The sequence below is a fragment of the Amycolatopsis sp. NPDC026612 genome (assembly GCF_040638285.1).
In the GTDB taxonomy this organism is placed as follows: domain Bacteria; phylum Actinomycetota; class Actinomycetes; order Mycobacteriales; family Pseudonocardiaceae; genus Amycolatopsis.
The window spans coordinates 38,295-57,085 of record NZ_JBEZYB010000003.1 but is presented as its reverse complement, the minus strand read 5'-3'; the positions used below and the strand labels follow the sequence as shown (position 1 = coordinate 57,085).

Below are 18,791 nucleotides of genomic sequence, written 5' to 3'. Positions count from 1 at the left end.
GTCGCCCTTCGGAAGAGCGGCCTCAGCCAGCCGTCTCGGCGGCCCTGCGGACGTACTCGTTGCGGAGCCGGATGAGCCGGGGCAGGTACCAGCCGAGCACGGTCCGCTCGGCGACGGTCCCGAGCGGACCGAGCGGGGCAGCGAATTCGACGATGTCGCGCATGACCGTGCCACCGTTCCCGTCCGGCTCGAAGTGGTGGGCGTGGTGCCAGCGCGCGAACGGGCCCGCGACCTGCTCGTCGACGAAGTAACCGGGCGGCTCGCAGGCGCTGATGCGGGAGGTCATCCGCCAGCGCAGCCCGAAGTGCCTGGCCTGCCAGGTGACGGTGTCGCCGAGCCGCATCCGCCCGGAGGTGACGCCGCCGACGGCCCGCTCACCGGAGCCGGCCATCGAGGCGGTGTGCACGTCGACCTCCAGGGAAAGGTCGAAGACGCGCCGGGGAAGCGCCGCGATCCCGGTGGTGACCTCGAAGCGCGGCATACGGCGACGGTACCGCGTGCCCCCGGCCGCCGCCGGTGCCGAAAGGCACTGACGGCGACGGCGGCCGCACCCGCACGGCCGGGGCCGGGCGGCCTTCGTGACCGCGGCGGAGGAGAGCCCGGTGCGGCTAGCGACGTCGACGCGAGAACCGGCCCGTTCGGCGAGGACCGTGGTGAAGAGGTCGCCGCCGCGGGTCTGCGCTGGTCAGCCCTACGCTGTCGGACATGTCGCTCGTCGAACACGACCCCGCGCACCGGCTCTGGCTGCTGCACACCCCCGAGAGCTCGTACGCCTTCCGGCTGGACGCCGACGACCGCCCGCGGCACGTCCACTGGGGCCCGCCGCTGACGCTGACCCAGGCCACGCAGGTCGCCGCGCGCCGCAACCCGGCCGACAGCAGCTTCGACGAGCCCGGCGACGAGCGGCAGGAACTCCCCGCCGAGGGCGGCGCGTTCTTCGGCGTCGCGGCGCTGGCCGTGCGGTACGCGGACGGGACTTCGGCGCTCGAGTGGCGCTACGACGGCTTCGCACTCGAAGACGACACGCTCGTCGTGCGGCTGGCCGACCGGCACTACCCCCTGGCCCTTTCCCTGCACTACCGCGTCCGCGGCGACGTCGTCGAGCGCTGGACGTCGCTGCGGCACACCGGTTCCGAAGAGCCGATCTCGTTGCTGCGCACGGATTCCGCGTCGTGGACGCTTCCCCGGCGCGAAGGCGCGCGGCTGAGCCGGACGTCCGGCGCGTGGAGCGCCGAGTACGGCGTGCTGCGCGAACCGCTGCCGGTCGGCGAAACCACGCTCACCAGTCGCCGCGGCACGTCCAGCCACCAGGTCAACCCGTGGGTGATGCTCGACGCGGGCGACGCGACCGAGACCGCGGGCGAGGTGTGGAGCAGTGCTCTCGCGTGGAGCGGGAGCTGGCGGATCACGGTGGAACGCACGCACACCGGCCGTGTCACGTGGACCGGCGGGTTCGGGCACGAGCACGTCACCTGGCGGCTGCAGCCGGGCGAAACGTGGGAGACGCCGGTGTTCGCCGGGCTCTACGCGGCCGAGGGCTTCGGCGGCACCAGCCGGCGTTGGCACGCCTACGTCCGCGAGTTCGTCCAGCCGCACCCCGCCGAGCTGCGGCCGGTCGTCTACAACTCCTGGGAGGCGACCGGCTGGGACGTCGACGAGCGGACCGAGACCGGCCTGGCCGAGGCAGCCGCCCGCCTGGGGGCGGAACTGTTCGTCATGGACGACGGCTGGTTCGGTGCCCGCACCGGCGACTCGGCCGGGCTCGGTGACTGGATCGCCAACGAACAGCGCTTCCCGCGCGGGTTGCGGCCGCTGGCCGACGCCGTCCACGGGCACGGGATGCAGTTCGGGCTGTGGGTCGAGCCGGAGATGGTCAACCCGGACAGCGACCTCTACCGCGCGCACCCGGACTGGGTGCTGCACATGGCCCACCGGTCCCGCACGACGTTGCGCAACCAGCTCGTGCTGAACTTCGCCCGGCCCGACGTCGCGGAGTGGGCCCACCGGTGGCTCGACCGCCTGGTGGGCGAGCACGGCATCGACTACCTCAAGTGGGACATGAACCGCGCGTTCACCGAGGCCGGCTGGCCGGGCGAGGATGCCGGACGCGTGTGGACCGGCCACGTCCGCGCGGTCTACGCGATCCTCGACCGGCTGCGCGCCGACCACCCGGACCTGCGGATCCAGGGCTGCGCGGGCGGCGGTGGCCGCACCGACCTCGGGATACTCGCGCGCACCGACGAGATCTGGGCGTCGGACAACACCGACGCCGCCGACCGGATCACCATCCAGCACGGCTACGGGCAGCTCTACCCCGCGGGCACGATGTCGGCCTGGGTGACCGACAGCCCGAACCCGGCCACGCACCGGGAGGCGCCGCTGACCTTCCGGTTCCACGTGGCGATGGCCGGCGTGCTGGGCCTCGGCGGTGACCTGCCGCGCTGGAGTCCCGGGGAACTCGCCGAGGCGGCGACGCTCGTGGCGCTGTACAAGGAGATCCGGCCCGTCGTGCAGCACGGCACCATGTACCGGCTGGCGGATCCCGCGGTTTCGGCGCTGACGGCGGTCCAGTACGTGCTGGGCGACGAAGTGGTCGTGTTCTTCTGGCGGCGGCCCACGGAGTTCGCGCGGCCGGTCACCCCGCCGCGGCCGGCCGGGCTGGTGCCGGCCGGGCGCTACCGCGACCAGGACGGCGTCGAGCACCACGGGGCCGTGTTGCTGAGCCACGGGCTCGACGTCGACCTCCCCGGCAGCGGGTACGCGAGCGCGGTGGTGCGGCTGACGCGCGTGGGCTGAATCGTCGGTGGGGTGCCCTAGGCTGTCGAGGTGACCAAGATCGCGGTGACCCGATGGATTCCCGACGACGCGGTGAAACTCCTCGCCGAGGCGGGTGAGGTCGTCGTGTCACCGGCGGACCGGCCGTTGACGCCCGCGGAACTGCACGAGTTCGTGGCCGGCGCGTCGGCCGTGGTCGGGATGCTGCACGACCGGCTCGACGGCGCGCTGGCCGACGCCGCCGGGCCTGGTCTGAAGGTGGTCGCGAACGTCGCCGTGGGGTACGACAACGTCGACGTGCCGGCGCTGGCCGGGCGCGGCATCGTCGTCACCAACACCCCCGGCGTGCTCACCGACGCCACCGCCGACCTCGCCTTCGGGCTCCTGCTCGCCGTCACGCGGCGGCTCGGCGAGGGCGAACGGCTGCTGCGCTCGCGCACGCCGTGGTCGTTCCACCTCGGCTTCCTGCTCGGCTCCGGGCTGCAGGGCAAGGCACTCGGCATCGTCGGATTCGGGCAGATCGGCCGGGCGATGGCGAAGCGCGCCTCGGCGTTCGGGATGTCGATCGTCTACTCAGGACGGTCGAAGCAGGACACCGACGCCGAATTCGTGTCGTTCGACGAGCTGCTGGCCCGCGCGGACGTCGTTTCGCTGCACTGCCCGCTGACCCCCGATACCCGGCACCTCATCGACGCCGCCGCGTTGCGCGCCATGAAACCCGGCGCGTACCTGGTGAACACCACGCGCGGCCCGGTCGTCGACGAAGCCGCGCTGGCCGACGCACTGGAGGCCGGGGAGATCGCCGGCGCCGCGCTCGACGTGTTCGAAAAGGAGCCCGAAGTCGAACCGCGGCTGCTCGGCCGGGACGACGTCGTGCTCAGCCCGCACCTGGGGTCGGCCACGGTCGAGACCCGCACGGAGATGGCCGTGCTGGCCGCGCGCAACGTCGTGGCGGTGCTCGCCGGACGTCCCCCGCTGACGGAGGTGAAGCCGTGACCCGTGTCGTCGTCGCGCCCGACAAGTTCAAGGGCAGCCTCACCGCGGTCGAGGCCGCGGAGGCGATCGCGCTCGGCGTGCGAGACGCCTTGCCGGACGCCGAAATCGTCTCCTGCCCCGTCGCCGACGGCGGGGAAGGCACGCTCGAGGTGCTCGAGGCCGCGGGCGCCCGGATCGTGCGGCTGACGGTTCGCGGGCCGCTCGAGGAACCGGTCCAGGCGCGGTACGCCGTGCTGGACGGCACCGCGTACGTCGAATCGGCGCGCGCGTGCGGCATCGAATTCGTCGAGCCGAGCCCCGCGACAGCACTGGCCGCGCACACCTGGGGCGTCGGCGAGCTCCTGGCGGACGCGCTGGTGCACGGCGCGAAGCGGCTCGTGCTCACGGTCGGCGGCACGGCCAGCACCGACGGCGGGGCCGGGATGCTCAGTGCACTCGGGGCCGGCGTGCTCGACGCGTTCGGCGCACCGGTCGGCCTGGGCGGCGGGACCCTGAAGCGGGTGGCGTCGACCGAGCTGGCCCCGGTGCGGGAACGGCTGGACGGCGTCCCCGTGGCGGTCGCGACGGACGTGACGAACCCGTTGCTGGGCCCGGAAGGCGCGGCGGCGGTGTTCGGGCCGCAGAAGGGGGCGGGGCCGGCGGAGGTGGCGTTGCTCGACGAGGCCTTGGGACGGTGGGCGCACGCGCTGCAGGTCGGCGGCGCCCCGGACGTCACGCGGGTGCCGGGCGCGGGAGCCGGCGGCGGCGTGGCGGCCGGCGCGATCGCCGGGCTGGGGGCGGCGGTGGAGTCCGGGTTCGATCTCATCGCCGGGCTGACCGGGGTCGACGAGGCGCTGGACGGCGCCGATCTCGTCATCACCGGCGAGGGGTCGCTGGACGAGCAGAGCTTGAACGGCAAGGCCCCGGCGGGGATCGCCGACCGGGCGCGGCCGCGGGGGGTGCCGCTGATCGCGTTGGCGGGGCGGATCGAACTCGGCCCCGAGGGGCTGGCCCGGCTGGGGGTGGTGGGGAGCAGTGCGCTGATCGATCATGCGCCGTCGCTGGAGCACGCTCGGAAGCATGCGGCGGAACTGTTGCGGGCTCGTGCCGCGGAGCTGGTTCGCGCTTGGTGGGCCCGGTAGGCGAACCGGCGCCCGCTTCGGCAGGAACCGAAGTGGGCGGCAGCGCTGAGGACACTCGGTGCGAGAACTGGTTCGCGCCGAGAGGGCCGCTAGGCGGGGCACTTGCTTCGCCGCGCCCGAGCTGGCCGCCGACAACAGGCGGCAACCCGCGAAGCTGGCTCACGCCTGATGGGGCCGCTAAGCGAACGGGCGCAGCCGCGGAGCTGGTCGAGCCCCGCGAACCGCCCGACGAACGGACCTTCCGCACCCGAAGGCGAAAGGCCCGTCCGCCGCGGTCAGCTCGTGTGCTGGGGCAGCACGGCGAACGCCACTCCGCCGGTTTCGTCCTCCTGGACGTCGAGCACCTTGTCGTCGAGCAGTGCCGCTGCCTGGGGCTCGAGGAACACCTTCGGGCCCTCGTCCGCACCCAGGACGCTGTCGCCCTCCGCCGGTTCGGGGGCGACCGACAGCGCCAGCTGGGCGCTTTCGCCGTCGGCGTTGTGGACTGCCAGGCGCAGCCCCGCTTCGCCCTCTCCCTGGCTGGTCAGCGCGGTGATCGCCTCGGCGGCGGCTTCGGTCACGGTCAGCATCTTCGGCCTTCCCTTCGTCGCGGTCCGATGCACTGGTGCCCCACGCTAGGGGCGCCCGATCGGACGCGCAGTCTGAGCGGTTCAGCTCTGGCGGGCCGCGCGAATGGCGTCGGCCACCGATTCGCCGGCGTAGTCCGGCCGGGCTCCCACGCCCGGGCTGGAATGCCGGCGGGCGATCGTTTCCTCCGGGGCCACCGGCTCGAAGTCCGGTGGCGCGTCTTCGATCGTCTCGTCGAGCTCCGCCGCCGGCGTCGCCGCGAGCGGGCGTTCCGGAACCGGCTCCGGCTCGGCGTCGGGCACTTCTTCGGACAGCCGCTGGTCCATCGGCTCGCCTTCGCGGATCTCGCGGGGCGTGGTGCCGTAGCGGTTCGCGGCACTCCAGTGCTCAGGTGGCTCGATGCCCTCTTCGAGCGGGTCCACGCGCAGCTCGTCCTCGTCCAGCGCCTCGCTGGGGCTCAGGCTTTGCGGTTCGGCCGAGTCACGGTCACTCACGGGCTGTCTCCTGGCGCGTCGGAAGTGTCATCGCCGGTGACCTACCCCGGCCGGCGGGGCACCGAAACCCCGCGGTGTCACCGGGATCACATTTCTTCAACTGGTTTAACACATTCACAATTTTGTGAACGCAAGGTAGGTTGGGATCATGGCCACCACCAGGTGCGCACCGGAACACCGGCTGCTCGCCACCGACCCGGACCGCCACCACGAGCTCGGCACGCACGCGGCGTGGTACGCCGTCGCCGGCGCGGTGACGACCGGCGTCCAGGCCGTCCTGTTCCTCCTGCTGCGCGACGAGCTCGGGTCGCAGGTGGCGAACCTGGTCGCGATCGGGCTCACCACGGTCGGGAACACCGAGTTCCACCGCCGCGTCACCTTCGCCGGCCGGCGCAGCAACGCCGGGAAACGCCACCTGCAGGACCTGCTCACCTTCGCCTTCTACGCCGGGTACGGCTCGGCCGTGCTGGCCGTTCTCGACGCCGTCGTCGACCGGCCCACGTCGTGGGAAGAAACCGGCACACTGCTGCTGGCCAGCGTGGTCGGCGGGTTCGTGCGGTTCGCCGTGCTGCGCTGGTGGGTTTTCGCGCACCGCACCGAACCGGCCGGGGCCGCGCAGACCGGCTAGCGTCTGCGCACGTGGCGTCGGACGACATCAAGCCCCACGCGGGCGGCACCGAACCGGATTACCGCTTCACGCTGGCCAACGAACGCACCTTCCTCGCCTGGCTCCGCACCGCGCTCGGCCTCCTCGCCGGCGGCGTGGCGGTGCACCAGCTGGTGCCGTCGCCGACCGCGGCGAGCTCGGTGCTCGCCGGGCTGTGCGTCCTGCTGGCCGCTGTCCTCGCCGCAACCGCGTACCCGCGCTGGCGGCGGGTGCAGATCGCCATGCGGGCCGGGGAACCACTGCCGCGGAGCTGGATGATCGTGGCACTGACCGGCGGGCTGCTGGTGCTCATCGTCGCCGCGGCCGTGCTGCTGGTGGTCTCGTGAGTGACACCGCAGGACAACGGACGGTGACGGCCGGAAAAATCGCTCCGGCGGCCGGGGATCCCCGGCCGGCCACCCGGCCCGGCGCCGGCGAGGGCCCGCTTCGGTCGCGAATACCGCCGGTTCGCGATTATCGCGACGTCAAAAGTACCGCCATCCGCCCGCAAGCCCGGCCGTGACCACCCCCGCCGGCGCCCAGGCCGAGCGTACGGGGCTCGCCTGGCGGCGGACCGCCTTGGCGTCCGCCGCCTGCACCGTACTGCTCCTGCACTCCGCCGCCCAGCGCCATTGGGGTCTCACCCTGGTCCCGGTTTTGCTCGCCGCCGGGGCATCCGTGCTGCTCGCAGGCATCGGGATGCGCCGCGAACGGGCCTTGCGCGCCACCGAACCGGGACCGCCGAGCCGCCTGCTGCCCGCGATCGCGTCGCTCGCCGTGACCGCGACGGCCGCTTCCGTGGTCATCTTCCACTGACGAGTGAACTCGGCACATCCTGAAACCGATTAATCGCAATGTGCGCGGCCGGGTCGCGGGAACATCACGGTCGCTCCTGCTAACGGGGTATTGGTGGTTGAAATCTGGACTGACCCACCCGGAGGTGCTTACGATTACCCAGCGTCGCACGGAGCGCAGATGAGCCCCCAACTCCTGGAGCATCTGCGATAGATCAGTTACGGAGTGTTGAACCCCCGGCAGCGACGGTCGAGGGTCGGCCGGGGAGACGACCATGACAGCACCGCCGAGGACCACCGAAGTCACCGCTTCCGCACTTCGCGATTATCGAACTCCCGAGTCATTGCCCCGCCCCGGCGGGCGGCTCACCAAGGAGGATCTCGATCCTCTCGTGAAGGACGCGGGCGCGGGCAATCCGGCCGCCATCCACTCCCTGATCCAGATGATCGAGCCGGTGGTGGTCCGCTACTGCCGGGCCCGCATGGGGGGCCGCGATCTCTCCTACCTGTCGGCCGACGACGTCGCCCAGGAAGTCTGCCTCGCTGTGCTCAAGGCGCTGCCCGACTACCAGGACCGCGGCGGCTCCTTCCTCTACCTGGTGCACGCGATCGCCGCGAACAAGGTCGCCGACGCCTACCGCGCCGTCGCCCGCGACCGCTCCGAGCCCGTTCCCGAGCTCCCCGAGCGCCCGCTGGTCGGCAACGAACCCGAGACCCACGCCCTGCACCTCGACCTCGGCGCCCGCCTCGGCCGGCTGCTCGCCACCCTGCCGCGCGTGCAGCAGGAGATCCTGACCCTGCGCATCGCGGTCGGCTTCTCGGCGACCGAAACCGCCGAAGCGCTCGGGATCTCCCCGGGCAACGTCCGCGTCACCCAGCACCGCGCCCTGACCCGGCTGCGCGGCCTGATCCGCGACGACGAGTTCTGACGGACCACTCCAGCGGCGGGCGGGGTCACCTCTTCTACCCCCTGGAGGAGGTGGCCCCGCCCGCATCCAAGCCGTAGGTCGCGCGGGCGTTGTGCTCGAAGACGGCCAGGCGCTCCGCGTCCGACAGCGAGCCCGTCAGGGCGATCGCCGCGTCCAGGACCAGCTCGTAGGACGCCGCCAGTTCGCAGACCGGCCAGTCCGAGCCGAACAGCAGGCGCGACGGGCCGAACACCTCGAGCACGTGGTCCACGTACCGGCGCAGGTGCGCGACCTCCCATCCCGACCAGTCCGCCTCCGTGACCAGCCCGGACAGCTTGCACACGACGTTCTCGCGCCCGGCCAGCGCGGCCACGCCCGACGCCCACGGCTCCCACTCCCCCACCGCGATGGGGGGCTTCGCCGCGTGGTCCAGGACCAGGCGCAGCTCCGGCAGCCGCAACGCCACTTCGGTCGCCGCCGGCAGCTGGGGCGAGCGGACCAGCAGGTCGAACACCAGACCCGAGGCCGCCACCGTGCTCAACCCGGCCATCACCGCGGGGCGCAGCAGCCAGTCCTCGTCCGGCTCGGTCTCCGCCTGGTGCCGGATCCCGACCAGCGGGCCCCGCTCGGCCAGCTCCGCCAGCCGGTCCGCGACGTCCGGGGCCGTCAGGTCCACCCAGCCGACCACGCCCGCGATCACCGGCTCCGCCGCCGCCGTCGCGAGGAACTCCTCGGTCTCCTCGGCCGAGGAATCCGTCTGGACCAGGACGGTCGCGTGCACCCCCGCCGCCTTCGTCACCGCGCGCAGGTCTTCGACCGTGTAGGGGTGGCGGATCGGATCCAGCGCCTCCCCCGCCATCCACGGGTACTCGCGCCGGGACGGGTCCCACAGGTGGTGGTGGGCGTCGATCATGTGACTCCTTCGGCGATGACGACGTCGGCGCGCAGCAGTCCCGCGTCGACCAGCTCGGTCCACAGCGCCGGTGGCACGACGGCCCGCGCCCGCCGCGCGTTGACGCCGACCTGCTCCGGATCATGCGCGCCGACGACCACCGACGCCACCGCCGGATGCGCCATCGGCAGCGCCAGCGCCGCTTCCGGCAGCTCGACGCCGTGCCGCGCGCAGATCTCCGCGATCCGGCCGGCCCGCTCGACCAGCTCCGGCGGCGCCTCGGCGTAGTCGTAGACGCGGCCCGGCTCGGCCGTCGCCAGTATCCCGGCGTTGAACGCGCCGCCGGCGACCACCGCGACGCCGCGCTCGGTGCACAGCGGGAACAGCTCGTCCAGGGCCGGCTGGTCGAGCAGCGTGTAGCGGCCGGCCACCAGCACGACGTCCGGATCGGTGCGGCGGACGAACTCGGCCAGCATCGGCGCCTGGTTCATCCCCGCCCCGAACGCGCGGATCACGCCCTGGTCCCGCAGCTCGCGCAGCGCCGGGAACGCTCCGCGCAGAGCGTCCTCGAAGTGGTCGTCGGGGTCGTGGACGTACACGATGTCGATGCGGTCGAGCCCCAGCCTGGTCAGGCTCTCCTCGAACGACCGCAGGACGCCGTCGCGGCTGAAGTCCCACCGGCGCTTGTACGCGGCAGGCACGGCGAAGCCCTGGTCGTCCCGCTTGCCGGCGCCGTCCGGGTTCGGCTCCAGCACGCGGCCGACCTTCGTCGAGAGCACGTACTCGTCGCGCGGGAACGAGCGCAGCACCGTGCCGAGCCGGTTCTCCGACAGGCCGAGGCCGTAGTGGGGGGCGGTGTCGAAGTAGCGGATGCCCTCGTCCCACGCGCGCCGGACCGTCGCCTCCGCGGTCTCGTCGCTGATCGCGTGGTAGAGGTTGCCCAGCTGCGCGCAGCCGAGCCCCAGCGGGGACAGGGACAGTTCCAACGCCGTCACTCCTTCACCGGCAGTTCCCAGACCAGCCCGAGGCCGGTGTCGCCGCCGGAGTAGTCGTCCTCGACGGCCAGCAGCTCGGCCATCCTGGCCTGCCAGGGCACGTTCGCGGGGTGCTCCCGCAGCGCCGCGCGCATCGCCTTGTAGTCGTCGACTTCGAGGACGTGGAACAGGTCGAGCCCGTCACGCCAGATCCGCCAGGAGTGGACGCCGGCTTCGCGGAGGGCGGCGTCGAGCCCGGGTGGGATGACGGCGTGGACGGACTCGTACTCGGCCTCTTTGCCGGGCTTCAGCCTGGTGTGGAGAGCCACTCTTTCGTAGCCACCGGGTGGTGTGGCCTGGTGGGTCATGACCCCTCCTTCGCCGGGACATGGCACGCTGGGGAGTAACACTCAAACATCCGAGGTCTGTTGCAGGGAAGGGCGGACACGATGCCCGTCACCGATGTCGCGATCGACAAGATCAAGGACATGATCATCTCCGGCGAGCTGGCACCGGGTGACCGGCTGCCCAAGGAGGCCGAGCTGGCCCAGCGGCTCGGGCTTTCGCGCAGCTCCCTGCGGGAGGCCGTGAAGGCGTTGTGCCTGATCCGGGTGCTCGACGTCCGCCAGGGCGACGGCACGTACGTCACCAGTCTCGAGCCCAACCTGCTGCTCGACGCGATGACGTTCGTGGTCGACTTCCACCGCGACGACACCGTCCTCGACTTCCTGGCCGTGCGGCGGATCCTGGAACCCGCCGCGACCGGGCTGGCCGCGTTGCACATGAGCGACGAGGACATCGCGGACCTGGGCGCGCTGCTCGGGGAGCTGGAGGACTCCCCGACCGTCGAGGCGCTGGTCGCCAACGACCTGCAGTTCCACCGCAAGATCGCCGACGGCTCCGGCAACCCCGTGCTCTGTTCGCTGCTCGACAGCCTCTCCGGGCCGACCGCGCGCGCCCGGATCTGGCGCGGCCTCACCCAGGAGGGCGCGGTCGCGAAGACCCGCGAACAGCACTCGGCGATCTACGAGGCCATCGCCGCGCGCGAGCCGGAACTGGCGCGCTCGTGGGCGACCGTGCACGTCGCGGGCGTGGAGCAGTGGCTGCGCAACGCGCTGGGCACCGCGGACGACCCGACGACCCCCGACCTGACCGCCGAAGCCTCGTAGCCGCACACTCACCTCCCTGCCGTCGTGAGTGGTAATTCGGGTTCTAACCCGAATTACCACTCACGACCCCTTTGCAGCCGGAACGGTCGTACAGAGAAAGTATAGAAATCTTCCGTACCTTGGCGGCAACCGGCGGCAGGGGGCCGCCGGGCCAGGGGGTAAACCATGACACTCGATCGACGGAACCTGCTCAAGCTCACCGCGGGCGCTGCTGCCGTTGCGGGGACGGCCGTGCTCACCGGGACCGGGATCGCGATGGCGGACACCGGGACCGCGTCGGCGGACACCGGGCTGCCGCCCGTCCCGGGGATGCTCGGAGACCGCCGCGCCAACGAACTCTGGTACCAGCTCGACGAAATCTCGCTGTACCACCAGGCGCAGGACGTCCAGGACGCCTACGCCGTGCTCTTCCCGTTCATCCAGCAGAACGCTCCGGAAGGCCTGTACGCAAAGTGGCGGGAGCTGAGCCGGGAACCGGGTTACCCGAACAACTACGCCGAGTTCGTCAAGCCGATCGAACAGCCGCTGCGGACGCTCTCGACGCTGCAGCTCGACAATTTCGACCGCTTCTACCGCGGTGACGAAGCCGGTCTGGTCAAGGCCTTCGCCGCCTTCGGGCAGGGCATCCTCTTCGACCCGCGGCGGGCGCCGGAAGAGTCGGAAGTGCACACCATGAACGGCAACCCACCGGGCGGCTACCACTTCTGGCACTCCATCCTGCGCGCGCAGATGGTCCTGGGCATCGACCGGCACCGGTGGGCGCGGATCCACCCCCTGGTCGGCTTCGGGTGGGCGCTGCAGTCCATCGCGAAACCCGACCACCGGCACGCCAACCCCGGCCTGCCGCGCGATCAGGTGCGCGCGCTGGCCCGGTACTGGCTGCCGCGCTCGTCCGCCGAACTCGACCAGGACTTCCAGTCGGCGCCCTACCCCGCCTGAGCGTCCAGCACCCGCTGGTACGCCGCCCGCAGCGTGGGGCCCGGGGCGATCCCGAGGCGCTCGTCGAGGAGGCGGCGGCCCCGGTGGTACACCGCGATCGCGTCCGCCGGCCGTCCGCTCGCGCAGAGCGCCGCCATGAGCAGGGCCCGCGCGCGTTCCCGCATCGGGTGATCGAGGACGAGCGCGGTCGCGTCGGGCACCGCGCACAGGTGGTCGCCCGACGCGATCTCGGCTTCGATCCGGCCCTCCAGCGCGGCCAGCCGCAGTTCGTCGAACCGCGCCGCTTCACCCGCGCGGAGCGGTTCGGCGACGTCGGCGAGCACCGGACCGCGCCACAGCGCCAATGCGGCGCGGAACAGCTCGGCGGCGCGGCCGGGGCAGCCCGCCCGCAGCTCGTCGTGTCCCGACGAGGCGAGCCGTTCGAACTCCTCGGCGTCGACGATCCCGCCGGGCGTCAGCAGGTAGCCGCCGCCCGTCCGGACGAGCCGCGCCGGCCGGCCGAGCGCGGTCCGCAGCCGGGAGACGTAGGTGCACACCTGCGCGTCGACCGTCGACGGCCGCACGCCGTCCCACAGCAGCGAAATCAGCCGTCCGTCGGGCACCACCCGCCCACGGGCCAGCAGCAACGCCGCCAGCAGCGTCCGCGGCTTGCGCCCGCCGAGCGCGGCCGGGCGGCCGTCGGCGCGCGACACCGCCAGCGGCCCGAGTATCCGGAACTCCATGCACCCACCCCGTTCCCACCGTACGCGGATCGACACCGACGGCACAGGAAAGTCTCAGACCGCCCACAGGTTCGGCGCGGATCATGGACACGAGGGGATGAGGAGGCCGCGATGAGCACCACACGTCCGGGTTACCCGCGCTGGCACACCGCGAGCGCGCAGGGGCCGCGCTCGCTCAACGCCGACGCCGTCGGTGCGTACGCCGCTGCCGGCGGGCCCGGCATCGCGTTCGCCCTCGCCGACGGCGTCGGCGACGATCCCGCCGCCGCGCGGGCCGCCCGCACCGCCGCCGCGGCCGCGGCGCGCACGCCGGTCCACAAAGGACCGATCGAGGCCGTCCTCGCCGCGCAGCGCGCGGTTCGCGAGCAGACGCTCGGCGACGCCGTGCTCGTCGTCGCCATGCCGGCCGCCCACGGCGGGTACCACATCGCCTGGGTCGGCGACGCCCGCGCGTACTCCTGGGACGGCACCACGCTGAGCCGCCTGACCACCGACCACACGCTCGCCGAGTTCTTCCGCGCCCGCCACCAGCCGGTGACACCGCGGATGGAGCACGTGGTCACGACCAGCGTCCGCACGGCCGAGGCGCACGAGATCGGCACGGCCGAGACCACCGGCACGGGCCTGCTGCTGACCAGCGACGGCGTGCACAAGCCGCTCACCGGCAGCGGCATCCGTGCCGTGCTGGGCCGGCCCGGCACGGGCGCCGCCGAACTCGTGGAAGCCGCACTCACCCGCGGCGGCTCGGACAACGCGACGGCCCTCTACGTCGAACCCTTGAAGGTCGAACTCGCGAGGACCGAGCCCCTGGAGGCGGCCGACAGCACCACGGTCCGGTTTCCCGTCGCCGCGTGAACCCCAAGGGCTGGCTCGTAACCCGGTCACCGGTGTGTCCACCGGTTTGAGCACGACCGCCTTCTCCGGGGCCGTCACCATCTCGGCGAACGCCCCCGCCTGCCGGAACCGAGCCGCGCCGAGTACCGCCTCGACGACTCCGGCGAAGCCGTGCCCCATCGCCCGGGGAAAGGAGCGGCCGGTCATCAGCTTCAGCTCGCCGTTGCGCAGCTTCCAGTCCAACGGGTTGGAAGCCGCCGCTCGGACGCGGACGAGGACCTCACCCGGACCCGGGCGTGGTGGCTCGAACTCGGCGAGCCGCATCACCTCCGGGCCGCCGTAGCGGTCGTATTGAAGGCGCTTTACGAGGCGTATTCGTTCGAGATCTCGGTGGCGTAGTTCTTCCAGAGCGGTTTCATGGTCTCGGCGTTGACCGGCTGCCCGGAATCGATCATGGCCTTGAAGTCACGGAAGTACTGCACATACAGGTCCGGCGTGAAGGTGTTCAGCATGACCGCGTTCTCGTCGCCGACGTTGGCGAACGTGTGCGGTGCCCCGGTCGGCACGATGACCCAGGTGCCCGGCCCGGCGTCGTAGTGGTCCTCGCCGACGGTGAACCGGAAAGTTCCCGCCAGCACGTAGAAGCCCTCGTCGTGCTGGGCGTGCCGATGCTGCAACGGGCTCGGGGTGCCCGGCGGAATGGTGACCTCGGCGAACCCCAGCCGGTGGCCGGTGTGCTCGCCGTTCTCCAGGATGCGGATCTGCTGTGCCCCGCTGCCGAGGATCTCGCCCTCACCGGGGCGGACGATGTTCACCTTCGCCACGACTTCTCCTCTTGCTGTTGCCTGCCTTGGTCACCACCATCCTTTCCCGGGCCGACCGTGCGCGTCTTGGTCGTCGGTGCACGGTTGCTGGTTACCAGTGCGCGGGCGTTGTAGCCGTACGTCGCCTTGAAGAGCTTGCTGAAATGGGTGGGATCGGAGAATCCCCACCGGGCGGCCACGGCGGTGACAGTACGTCCGCTTCCGGTGAGCTCGGCTCGGCAGCGCTCCAGGCGGCGACGGCGGATCAGGGCCGCGACGGTGAGCGGCTGGTCCTCGAACAGCTTGTGCAGCCGGCGTACCGAGATGTGGTGGGCGGCGGCGATGCTGGGCGGGGACAGATCGGGATCGGCCAGCCGGGCCTCGATGTAGCCGGTGATCCGATCCCGCAGCCGCTCGTCCGGGGCCGGTTGTCCGTCGCCGAGCCGGGCCTCCAGTGCGACCGCGATCAGCTCGACGACGGCCGCCGCCGACCGCAGCGCCTCCGCCTGGCGGAACCCGGTCGCCGACCGCGCCGACTCCCGGGCCAGCACGGAGACGAGAGCACCCGGGCCGTGGCTGCCGTCGATGCGTACGCCGATGAGCCGGTCGATCTGCGCGGGCCGGATCCGAAGCTCCCGGCGCGGAACCAGGATGGTGACGTGCGCCGCGGCGGTGCTCTCGAACCGGACCGTACGCGTGGGATCGAGCAGCACCAGGTCGGTCGGCCCGAGTTCGGCTTCGCCGCGCCCTTGCTCGATCCGCGTCCGGCCCCAGGTCATCACCTTGACCGCCAGGTTCTCGCCGTCGGAGGCGTCGCGCTCCCGCCCGAAACAGGCGCTCTCTGGCGTCTCGAGGGAGACCAGCCGCAGCGGCCCGAGGTCGCGGGTGGCGATCCGGCCCCGGAAGCCGGCCCCGGCCAGCTTGTTGACCAGCGGCGGAAACCCGCTGGCGGCCAGCTCGTCCTGGAATGTCTCAAGGTTGCCGATCACCGGTCAACGATAACGGCGACACTTCTGCTCAGGCACCATGATCGACGATCACCTAGGCGGCGCGCTTCAGCTGCCGGTACTCCCGCAGCACCAGGACGATGATCACGACGTCGAGCGCGGCGAAGAACGGCAACGCGATCGAGTGGGTGTGCACCGCGCGGAAGATCTCGTAGACGACGAACGCGGCGAGGACGACCGCCGCCACGGGGTAGGCGCGGACGATCTTGCGCGCCAGTGCCCACACGAGACCGAGCTTGATCAGCCCGTGGGCGAGCAGGTACGCGACGGCGAACGTCTTCGTGTCGCCGTGGAGGAAGTTCTCCGTCGCCGACTCGAGGTGGCGCGCGAGCGTGCCCGAGGGGTCGCCGAGCAGGTCGCGGGTGATCACGGCGTGGGTGAATCCGCTGACGGCCGCCGCCGGGACGAACGCGAGGACCAGCGCCCCGACGACCTGCAGTGCGCCGTCGAGGCCCTTGAGTGCGATCGCGATGCGGAAGAAGCGCTCGGTCGCCGTCGGTTTTTGGTCGGACATGCCTCCAGCTCAGCAGATACGGCGGAGTGGCGCACGGGGAGGCCCCCGCCGGGTGATCATCACGCCGAGCTTCGCCGAGGGCCCGGTCAGGCGCGGTCGTGGAGGGTGACCTGGTAGCCGTCGGGGTCGGCGAAGGTGAAGGTCCGGCCGAAGGGCCCGTCGATCGGCGCCGAGACGATGGGGTGACCGTCGGCGGCGAGAGCGTCGTGAATGACCTGGACGTCGGTGGCGTGGAGCCAGATCGCGGCACCGATGCCGGGCTGGGCGACGGATGCGAGATCGGTGCCGGGAACGACGTCGCGGAGGGCGAACGCGATCGGCTTCGTCTCGAAGACGACCGCGTGCGGAGGTCCGGCCGGCGAGCGGACGAGGCCGAGGTACCGCTCGTAGAACGCCTGCGAAGCGTCGAGGTCGCGCGCTTGGAGCGAGATGAAGTCGGGGCCGGTGACGGGCATGGTGCTGCTCCTTCTTTCCGTGTCAGTGTTCTGACACGGGCGACTCTATGTCAGAATCCTGACATGAGTCAAGACGGTGTCGACCTGCAGACGTCACTGGGCTACCTGCTGAAGGAGGCGTCGAGCGCACTCCGCGCGGCCATGGAGGAGGTGCTGCGGCCGCTCGGGATGAACGTGCCGCGCTACTCCTGCCTCGAACTGCTGGCCCAACGACCGGGCCTGTCGAACTCCGAGCTCGCGCGCGGCGCGTTCGTGACCCGGCAGTCGATGAACGTGCTGCTCCAGACCCTGGAACGCGAGGGCTACGTGACCAGGCCCGCGGAGGCACCCGTCGGGAAGGCCCTTCCCACGCGGCTCACGCCCCGCGGCAGGCGGAGCCTCGAGAAGGCGACCGTGGCGGTCCGGTCCGTCGAGGTCAGGATGCTGGCCGGCCTGACCGGGACCGAGCAGTCGGCCGCGTTCCGGATCCTGCAGAGCATGATCCGCTCCCTGCGCGACGGCGAGGACGGCCCGCTCAAACCTGGTGCGTGACGTGCCCGCCGAGGATCGTCGCCGTCACCGGGAGGGCGCGCAGGTCCGCCGGCGAGAGCGCCGACGGGTCCGCCGCCGTCACCACGAGGTCCGCGATGTCCCCCACCACCACCCCGCGCCGGCCGCCGGACGAGGCCGCCAGTGCTTCCGTGAACGGGATCGCCTGCTCCGGGTGCCACGGCGGACGGTCGTCGTCCGTGCGGGAAATCGCCGAGGCCATTCCGTCCCACGGGTCCAGCGGGGCCACCGGGGCATCCGAGCCGAACTCCAGACGCGCCCCGGTCTCCAGCAGCGACCGGTAGGGGAACGCCCGCGAAGTGCGCCCGTGCCAGTGCCGGTCGGCGACATCGCGGTCGTCCGGCTGGTGCGCCGGCTGGACGCCCGCGATCACCCCCAGCGAAGCGAACCGCGGGACGTCGTCCGGGGAAAGCAGCTGAGCGTGCTCGATGCGGCCGGGACAGCCGACCTCCTCGAACGCGTCCAAGGCGATCGTGTTCGCCCGGTCGCCGATCGCGTGGACCGCCGGGAGCAGTCCGTGGTCGAAAGCCCGCCGCAGCAACGGAACCAGCGCGGACGGCGGCAGTTCCAGCGATCCCGGGGAATCCCCGCCCGGATACGGGTCGTGGCAGTAGGCCGTGCGGGTGTTGAGGGACCCGTCGACGAAGAGCTTGAACGGCCCGACCGTGAGCAGCCCGCCGGAGTCCGGCAGCACGTCGCCCGTGCGGTGGCCGCGCTCGATGGTCTGGTCCAGGAGGTGCTTCGCGATCACGCAAGAGATCCGCGCGGCCGGAGCGCCCCGGCGCGTCCAGTCCGCCACCGTGTCCGTGTACTCGTAGTCGACGATCTGCGTCACGCCCCGCGCGGCCGCCGCGGAAACCGCTTCCGCCACCCACCGGTCCTGGACGTCGATCGCCGCGGTCGGCAGCTGGGCCGTCGCGCTCATGCAGTCGCCCTCCAGGAGCACGCCCGTCGGGTGCTCGCGGCCGATCAGCTTCAGCGCCGCCGGACTCAGCCACAGGGTGTGCAGGTCCGCGCTGAACAACGCGACCGCGCGCCCGGGCAACGCCCGCTGCAGCAGGTCCTTGTGCGGCTTGTCCGGCCACAACCCGTCGCGGAATCCCGCGCCCACGACGAGTTCCGCCTGCGGCGCGGGCGTCGCCAGCAGGTGCGCGAGCAGCAGCTCGATCGCCTCCGCCGCCGACCGGGCCGCGTCCAGCGGGATGCGCCGCCGGAACGTCGCCCACTGCAGGAGGTGGACGTGCGCGTCGACCAGCCCCGGCAGCAGCGTCCCGCCGTGACCGTCGACCACGCGCGCGGCGAACCCCGCGGAGCCCGGTTCGGTGATCGACGTGACCCGGCCGTCGTTCACCCGGACGTCGGCGAGGCCGCCGCCGAGCCCCGGCCGAACCCGGCGCAGCAGGAGATCATCCATGCGAACCACCTTGCCAGCCCCGCCCGTCCGGGTGAAGCACAGCGTGAGATGGGAAATAACCGGGTATCCACTACCGTTGTCACCACTGGCAGCCGTCGCCCGCCGAAGGGTCAGGGCCGGTCCATGGGCGCCGCCTTCACAAGCCGCGCAGGGTTCGACTCCCTCGGTTGCCGCGCACGAATCCCGGGGCGAGGCCGGTACGCGGAATGCGCGTACCG

23 protein-coding genes are annotated in these 18,791 nt (G+C 72.1%); 11 read left to right on the top strand and 12 right to left on the bottom strand.

What is annotated here, in order from left to right:
* Positions 1-22: 22 nt before the first annotated feature.
* Positions 23-481: an SRPBCC family protein gene (locus AB0F15_RS04185; RefSeq protein WP_360264909.1), complete on the bottom strand. Its 459-nt coding sequence runs from the start codon at positions 479-481 to the stop codon at positions 23-25.
* Positions 482-705: 224 nt separating this feature from the next.
* Between AB0F15_RS04185 and AB0F15_RS04180 the strand changes: the two genes are divergently transcribed.
* The 3 genes from AB0F15_RS04180 to AB0F15_RS04170 are packed head-to-tail and all read left to right on the top strand — an operon-like array spanning position 706 to position 4,892.
* Entirely contained in the window at positions 706-2,796 is a 2,091-nt protein-coding gene (locus AB0F15_RS04180; RefSeq protein ID WP_360264906.1) for an alpha-galactosidase, read from the top strand.
* Positions 2,797-2,826: 30 nt separating this feature from the next.
* Positions 2,827-3,771 carry a D-glycerate dehydrogenase gene (locus AB0F15_RS04175; RefSeq protein ID WP_360264903.1) on the top strand — a complete coding sequence of 315 codons (945 nt, stop codon included), beginning with the start codon at positions 2,827-2,829 and terminating at the stop codon, positions 3,769-3,771.
* Entirely contained in the window at positions 3,768-4,892 is a 1,125-nt protein-coding gene (locus tag AB0F15_RS04170) for a glycerate kinase (RefSeq protein ID WP_360264900.1), read from the top strand. Before AB0F15_RS04175 ends, AB0F15_RS04170 begins: the two co-directional genes overlap by 4 nt.
* A 275-nt stretch (positions 4,893-5,167) precedes the next feature.
* Here the strand turns inward: AB0F15_RS04170 and AB0F15_RS04165 are convergent, their stop codons facing one another.
* Both AB0F15_RS04165 and AB0F15_RS04160 read right to left on the bottom strand, forming a co-directional pair.
* The gene (locus tag AB0F15_RS04165; RefSeq protein ID WP_360264897.1) at positions 5,168-5,461 is read right to left on the bottom strand and encodes an iron-sulfur cluster biosynthesis family protein; all 294 of its coding nucleotides are present in this window, start codon (positions 5,459-5,461) and stop codon (positions 5,168-5,170) included.
* A gap of 81 nt (positions 5,462-5,542) precedes the next feature.
* Positions 5,543-5,953 (bottom strand): hypothetical protein, encoded by a 411-nt coding sequence (locus tag AB0F15_RS04160; protein ID WP_360264894.1) that lies wholly within the window; start codon positions 5,951-5,953, stop codon positions 5,543-5,545.
* A 148-nt stretch (positions 5,954-6,101) separates the two neighbouring features.
* Here AB0F15_RS04160 and AB0F15_RS04155 point away from each other — a divergent pair, with 148 nt between their 5' ends.
* The 4 genes from AB0F15_RS04155 to shbA all read left to right on the top strand — a co-directional run bounded on the left by AB0F15_RS04155 (position 6,102) and on the right by shbA (position 8,322).
* Complete coding sequence (locus AB0F15_RS04155; RefSeq protein ID WP_360264891.1) at positions 6,102-6,581, top strand: GtrA family protein; 480 nt, start codon at positions 6,102-6,104, stop codon at positions 6,579-6,581.
* An 11-nt stretch (positions 6,582-6,592) separates the two neighbouring features.
* Complete coding sequence (locus tag AB0F15_RS04150; RefSeq protein ID WP_360264888.1) at positions 6,593-6,946, top strand: DUF202 domain-containing protein; 354 nt, start codon at positions 6,593-6,595, stop codon at positions 6,944-6,946.
* A 172-nt stretch (positions 6,947-7,118) separates the two neighbouring features.
* Positions 7,119-7,415, top strand: a complete 297-nt coding sequence (locus tag AB0F15_RS04145) for a DUF202 domain-containing protein (RefSeq protein WP_360264885.1) — start codon at positions 7,119-7,121, stop codon at positions 7,413-7,415.
* Positions 7,416-7,668: 253 nt separating this feature from the next.
* Positions 7,669-8,322 (top strand): RNA polymerase sigma factor ShbA, encoded by a 654-nt coding sequence (gene shbA, locus AB0F15_RS04140; RefSeq protein WP_360264882.1) that lies wholly within the window; start codon positions 7,669-7,671, stop codon positions 8,320-8,322.
* Positions 8,323-8,356: 34 nt separating this feature from the next.
* On the opposite strand, the gene AB0F15_RS04135 is transcribed toward shbA, so the two are convergent.
* Genes AB0F15_RS04135 through AB0F15_RS04125 form a run of 3 tightly spaced genes read right to left on the bottom strand, consistent with a single transcriptional unit; the run spans position 8,357 to position 10,535 of the window.
* Positions 8,357-9,214: an amidohydrolase family protein gene (locus AB0F15_RS04135; protein WP_360264879.1), complete on the bottom strand. Its 858-nt coding sequence runs from the start codon at positions 9,212-9,214 to the stop codon at positions 8,357-8,359.
* A complete protein-coding gene (locus AB0F15_RS04130) occupies positions 9,211-10,179 on the bottom strand; it encodes an aldo/keto reductase (RefSeq protein ID WP_360264876.1) in 969 nt (322 codons plus the stop codon). Before AB0F15_RS04130 ends, AB0F15_RS04135 begins: the two co-directional genes overlap by 4 nt.
* A 5-nt stretch (positions 10,180-10,184) precedes the next feature.
* Positions 10,185-10,535: an L-rhamnose mutarotase gene (locus tag AB0F15_RS04125; RefSeq protein ID WP_360264874.1), complete on the bottom strand. Its 351-nt coding sequence runs from the start codon at positions 10,533-10,535 to the stop codon at positions 10,185-10,187.
* Positions 10,536-10,616: 81 nt separating this feature from the next.
* Between AB0F15_RS04125 and AB0F15_RS04120 the strand changes: the two genes are divergently transcribed.
* Together AB0F15_RS04120 and AB0F15_RS04115 are read left to right on the top strand one after the other, a co-directional pair.
* The gene (locus tag AB0F15_RS04120) at positions 10,617-11,336 is read left to right on the top strand and encodes a FadR/GntR family transcriptional regulator (RefSeq protein WP_360264871.1); all 720 of its coding nucleotides are present in this window, start codon (positions 10,617-10,619) and stop codon (positions 11,334-11,336) included.
* Positions 11,337-11,501: 165 nt separating this feature from the next.
* Entirely contained in the window at positions 11,502-12,275 is a 774-nt protein-coding gene (locus AB0F15_RS04115; protein ID WP_360264868.1) for a hypothetical protein, read from the top strand.
* On the opposite strand, the gene AB0F15_RS04110 is transcribed toward AB0F15_RS04115, so the two are convergent.
* Positions 12,263-12,997: an AfsR/SARP family transcriptional regulator gene (locus AB0F15_RS04110; protein WP_360264865.1), complete on the bottom strand. Its 735-nt coding sequence runs from the start codon at positions 12,995-12,997 to the stop codon at positions 12,263-12,265. The two genes, AB0F15_RS04115 and AB0F15_RS04110, sit on opposite strands and share 13 nt — an antisense overlap.
* Before the next feature lie 111 nt (positions 12,998-13,108).
* Here AB0F15_RS04110 and AB0F15_RS04105 point away from each other — a divergent pair, with 111 nt between their 5' ends.
* Positions 13,109-13,852, top strand: a complete 744-nt coding sequence (locus tag AB0F15_RS04105) for a serine/threonine protein phosphatase (RefSeq protein WP_360264862.1) — start codon at positions 13,109-13,111, stop codon at positions 13,850-13,852.
* Between the two features lie 341 nt (positions 13,853-14,193).
* Here the strand turns inward: AB0F15_RS04105 and AB0F15_RS04100 are convergent, their stop codons facing one another.
* The 4 genes from AB0F15_RS04100 to AB0F15_RS04085 form a co-directional block, all read right to left on the bottom strand.
* Positions 14,194-14,655, bottom strand: coding sequence for a cupin domain-containing protein (locus tag AB0F15_RS04100; protein WP_360264859.1), 462 nt, complete (start codon positions 14,653-14,655; stop codon positions 14,194-14,196).
* Entirely contained in the window at positions 14,643-15,623 is a 981-nt protein-coding gene (locus AB0F15_RS04095; RefSeq protein WP_360264857.1) for a helix-turn-helix domain-containing protein, read from the bottom strand. The genes AB0F15_RS04100 and AB0F15_RS04095 overlap by 13 nt, the downstream gene beginning before the upstream one ends.
* Before the next feature lie 52 nt (positions 15,624-15,675).
* The gene (locus tag AB0F15_RS04090; protein ID WP_360264855.1) at positions 15,676-16,155 is read right to left on the bottom strand and encodes a DUF2127 domain-containing protein; all 480 of its coding nucleotides are present in this window, start codon (positions 16,153-16,155) and stop codon (positions 15,676-15,678) included.
* Between the two features lie 86 nt (positions 16,156-16,241).
* Positions 16,242-16,610 carry a VOC family protein gene (locus AB0F15_RS04085; RefSeq protein WP_360264853.1) on the bottom strand — a complete coding sequence of 123 codons (369 nt, stop codon included), beginning with the start codon at positions 16,608-16,610 and terminating at the stop codon, positions 16,242-16,244.
* Positions 16,611-16,673: 63 nt separating this feature from the next.
* Between AB0F15_RS04085 and AB0F15_RS04080 the strand changes: the two genes are divergently transcribed.
* Positions 16,674-17,141, top strand: coding sequence for a MarR family transcriptional regulator (locus tag AB0F15_RS04080; RefSeq protein ID WP_360264850.1), 468 nt, complete (start codon positions 16,674-16,676; stop codon positions 17,139-17,141).
* On the opposite strand, the gene AB0F15_RS04075 is transcribed toward AB0F15_RS04080, so the two are convergent.
* Positions 17,125-18,573, bottom strand: a complete 1,449-nt coding sequence (locus tag AB0F15_RS04075; RefSeq protein WP_360264848.1) for an amidohydrolase family protein — start codon at positions 18,571-18,573, stop codon at positions 17,125-17,127. The two genes, AB0F15_RS04080 and AB0F15_RS04075, sit on opposite strands and share 17 nt — an antisense overlap.
* Between the last annotated feature and the right edge of the window lie 218 nt (positions 18,574-18,791).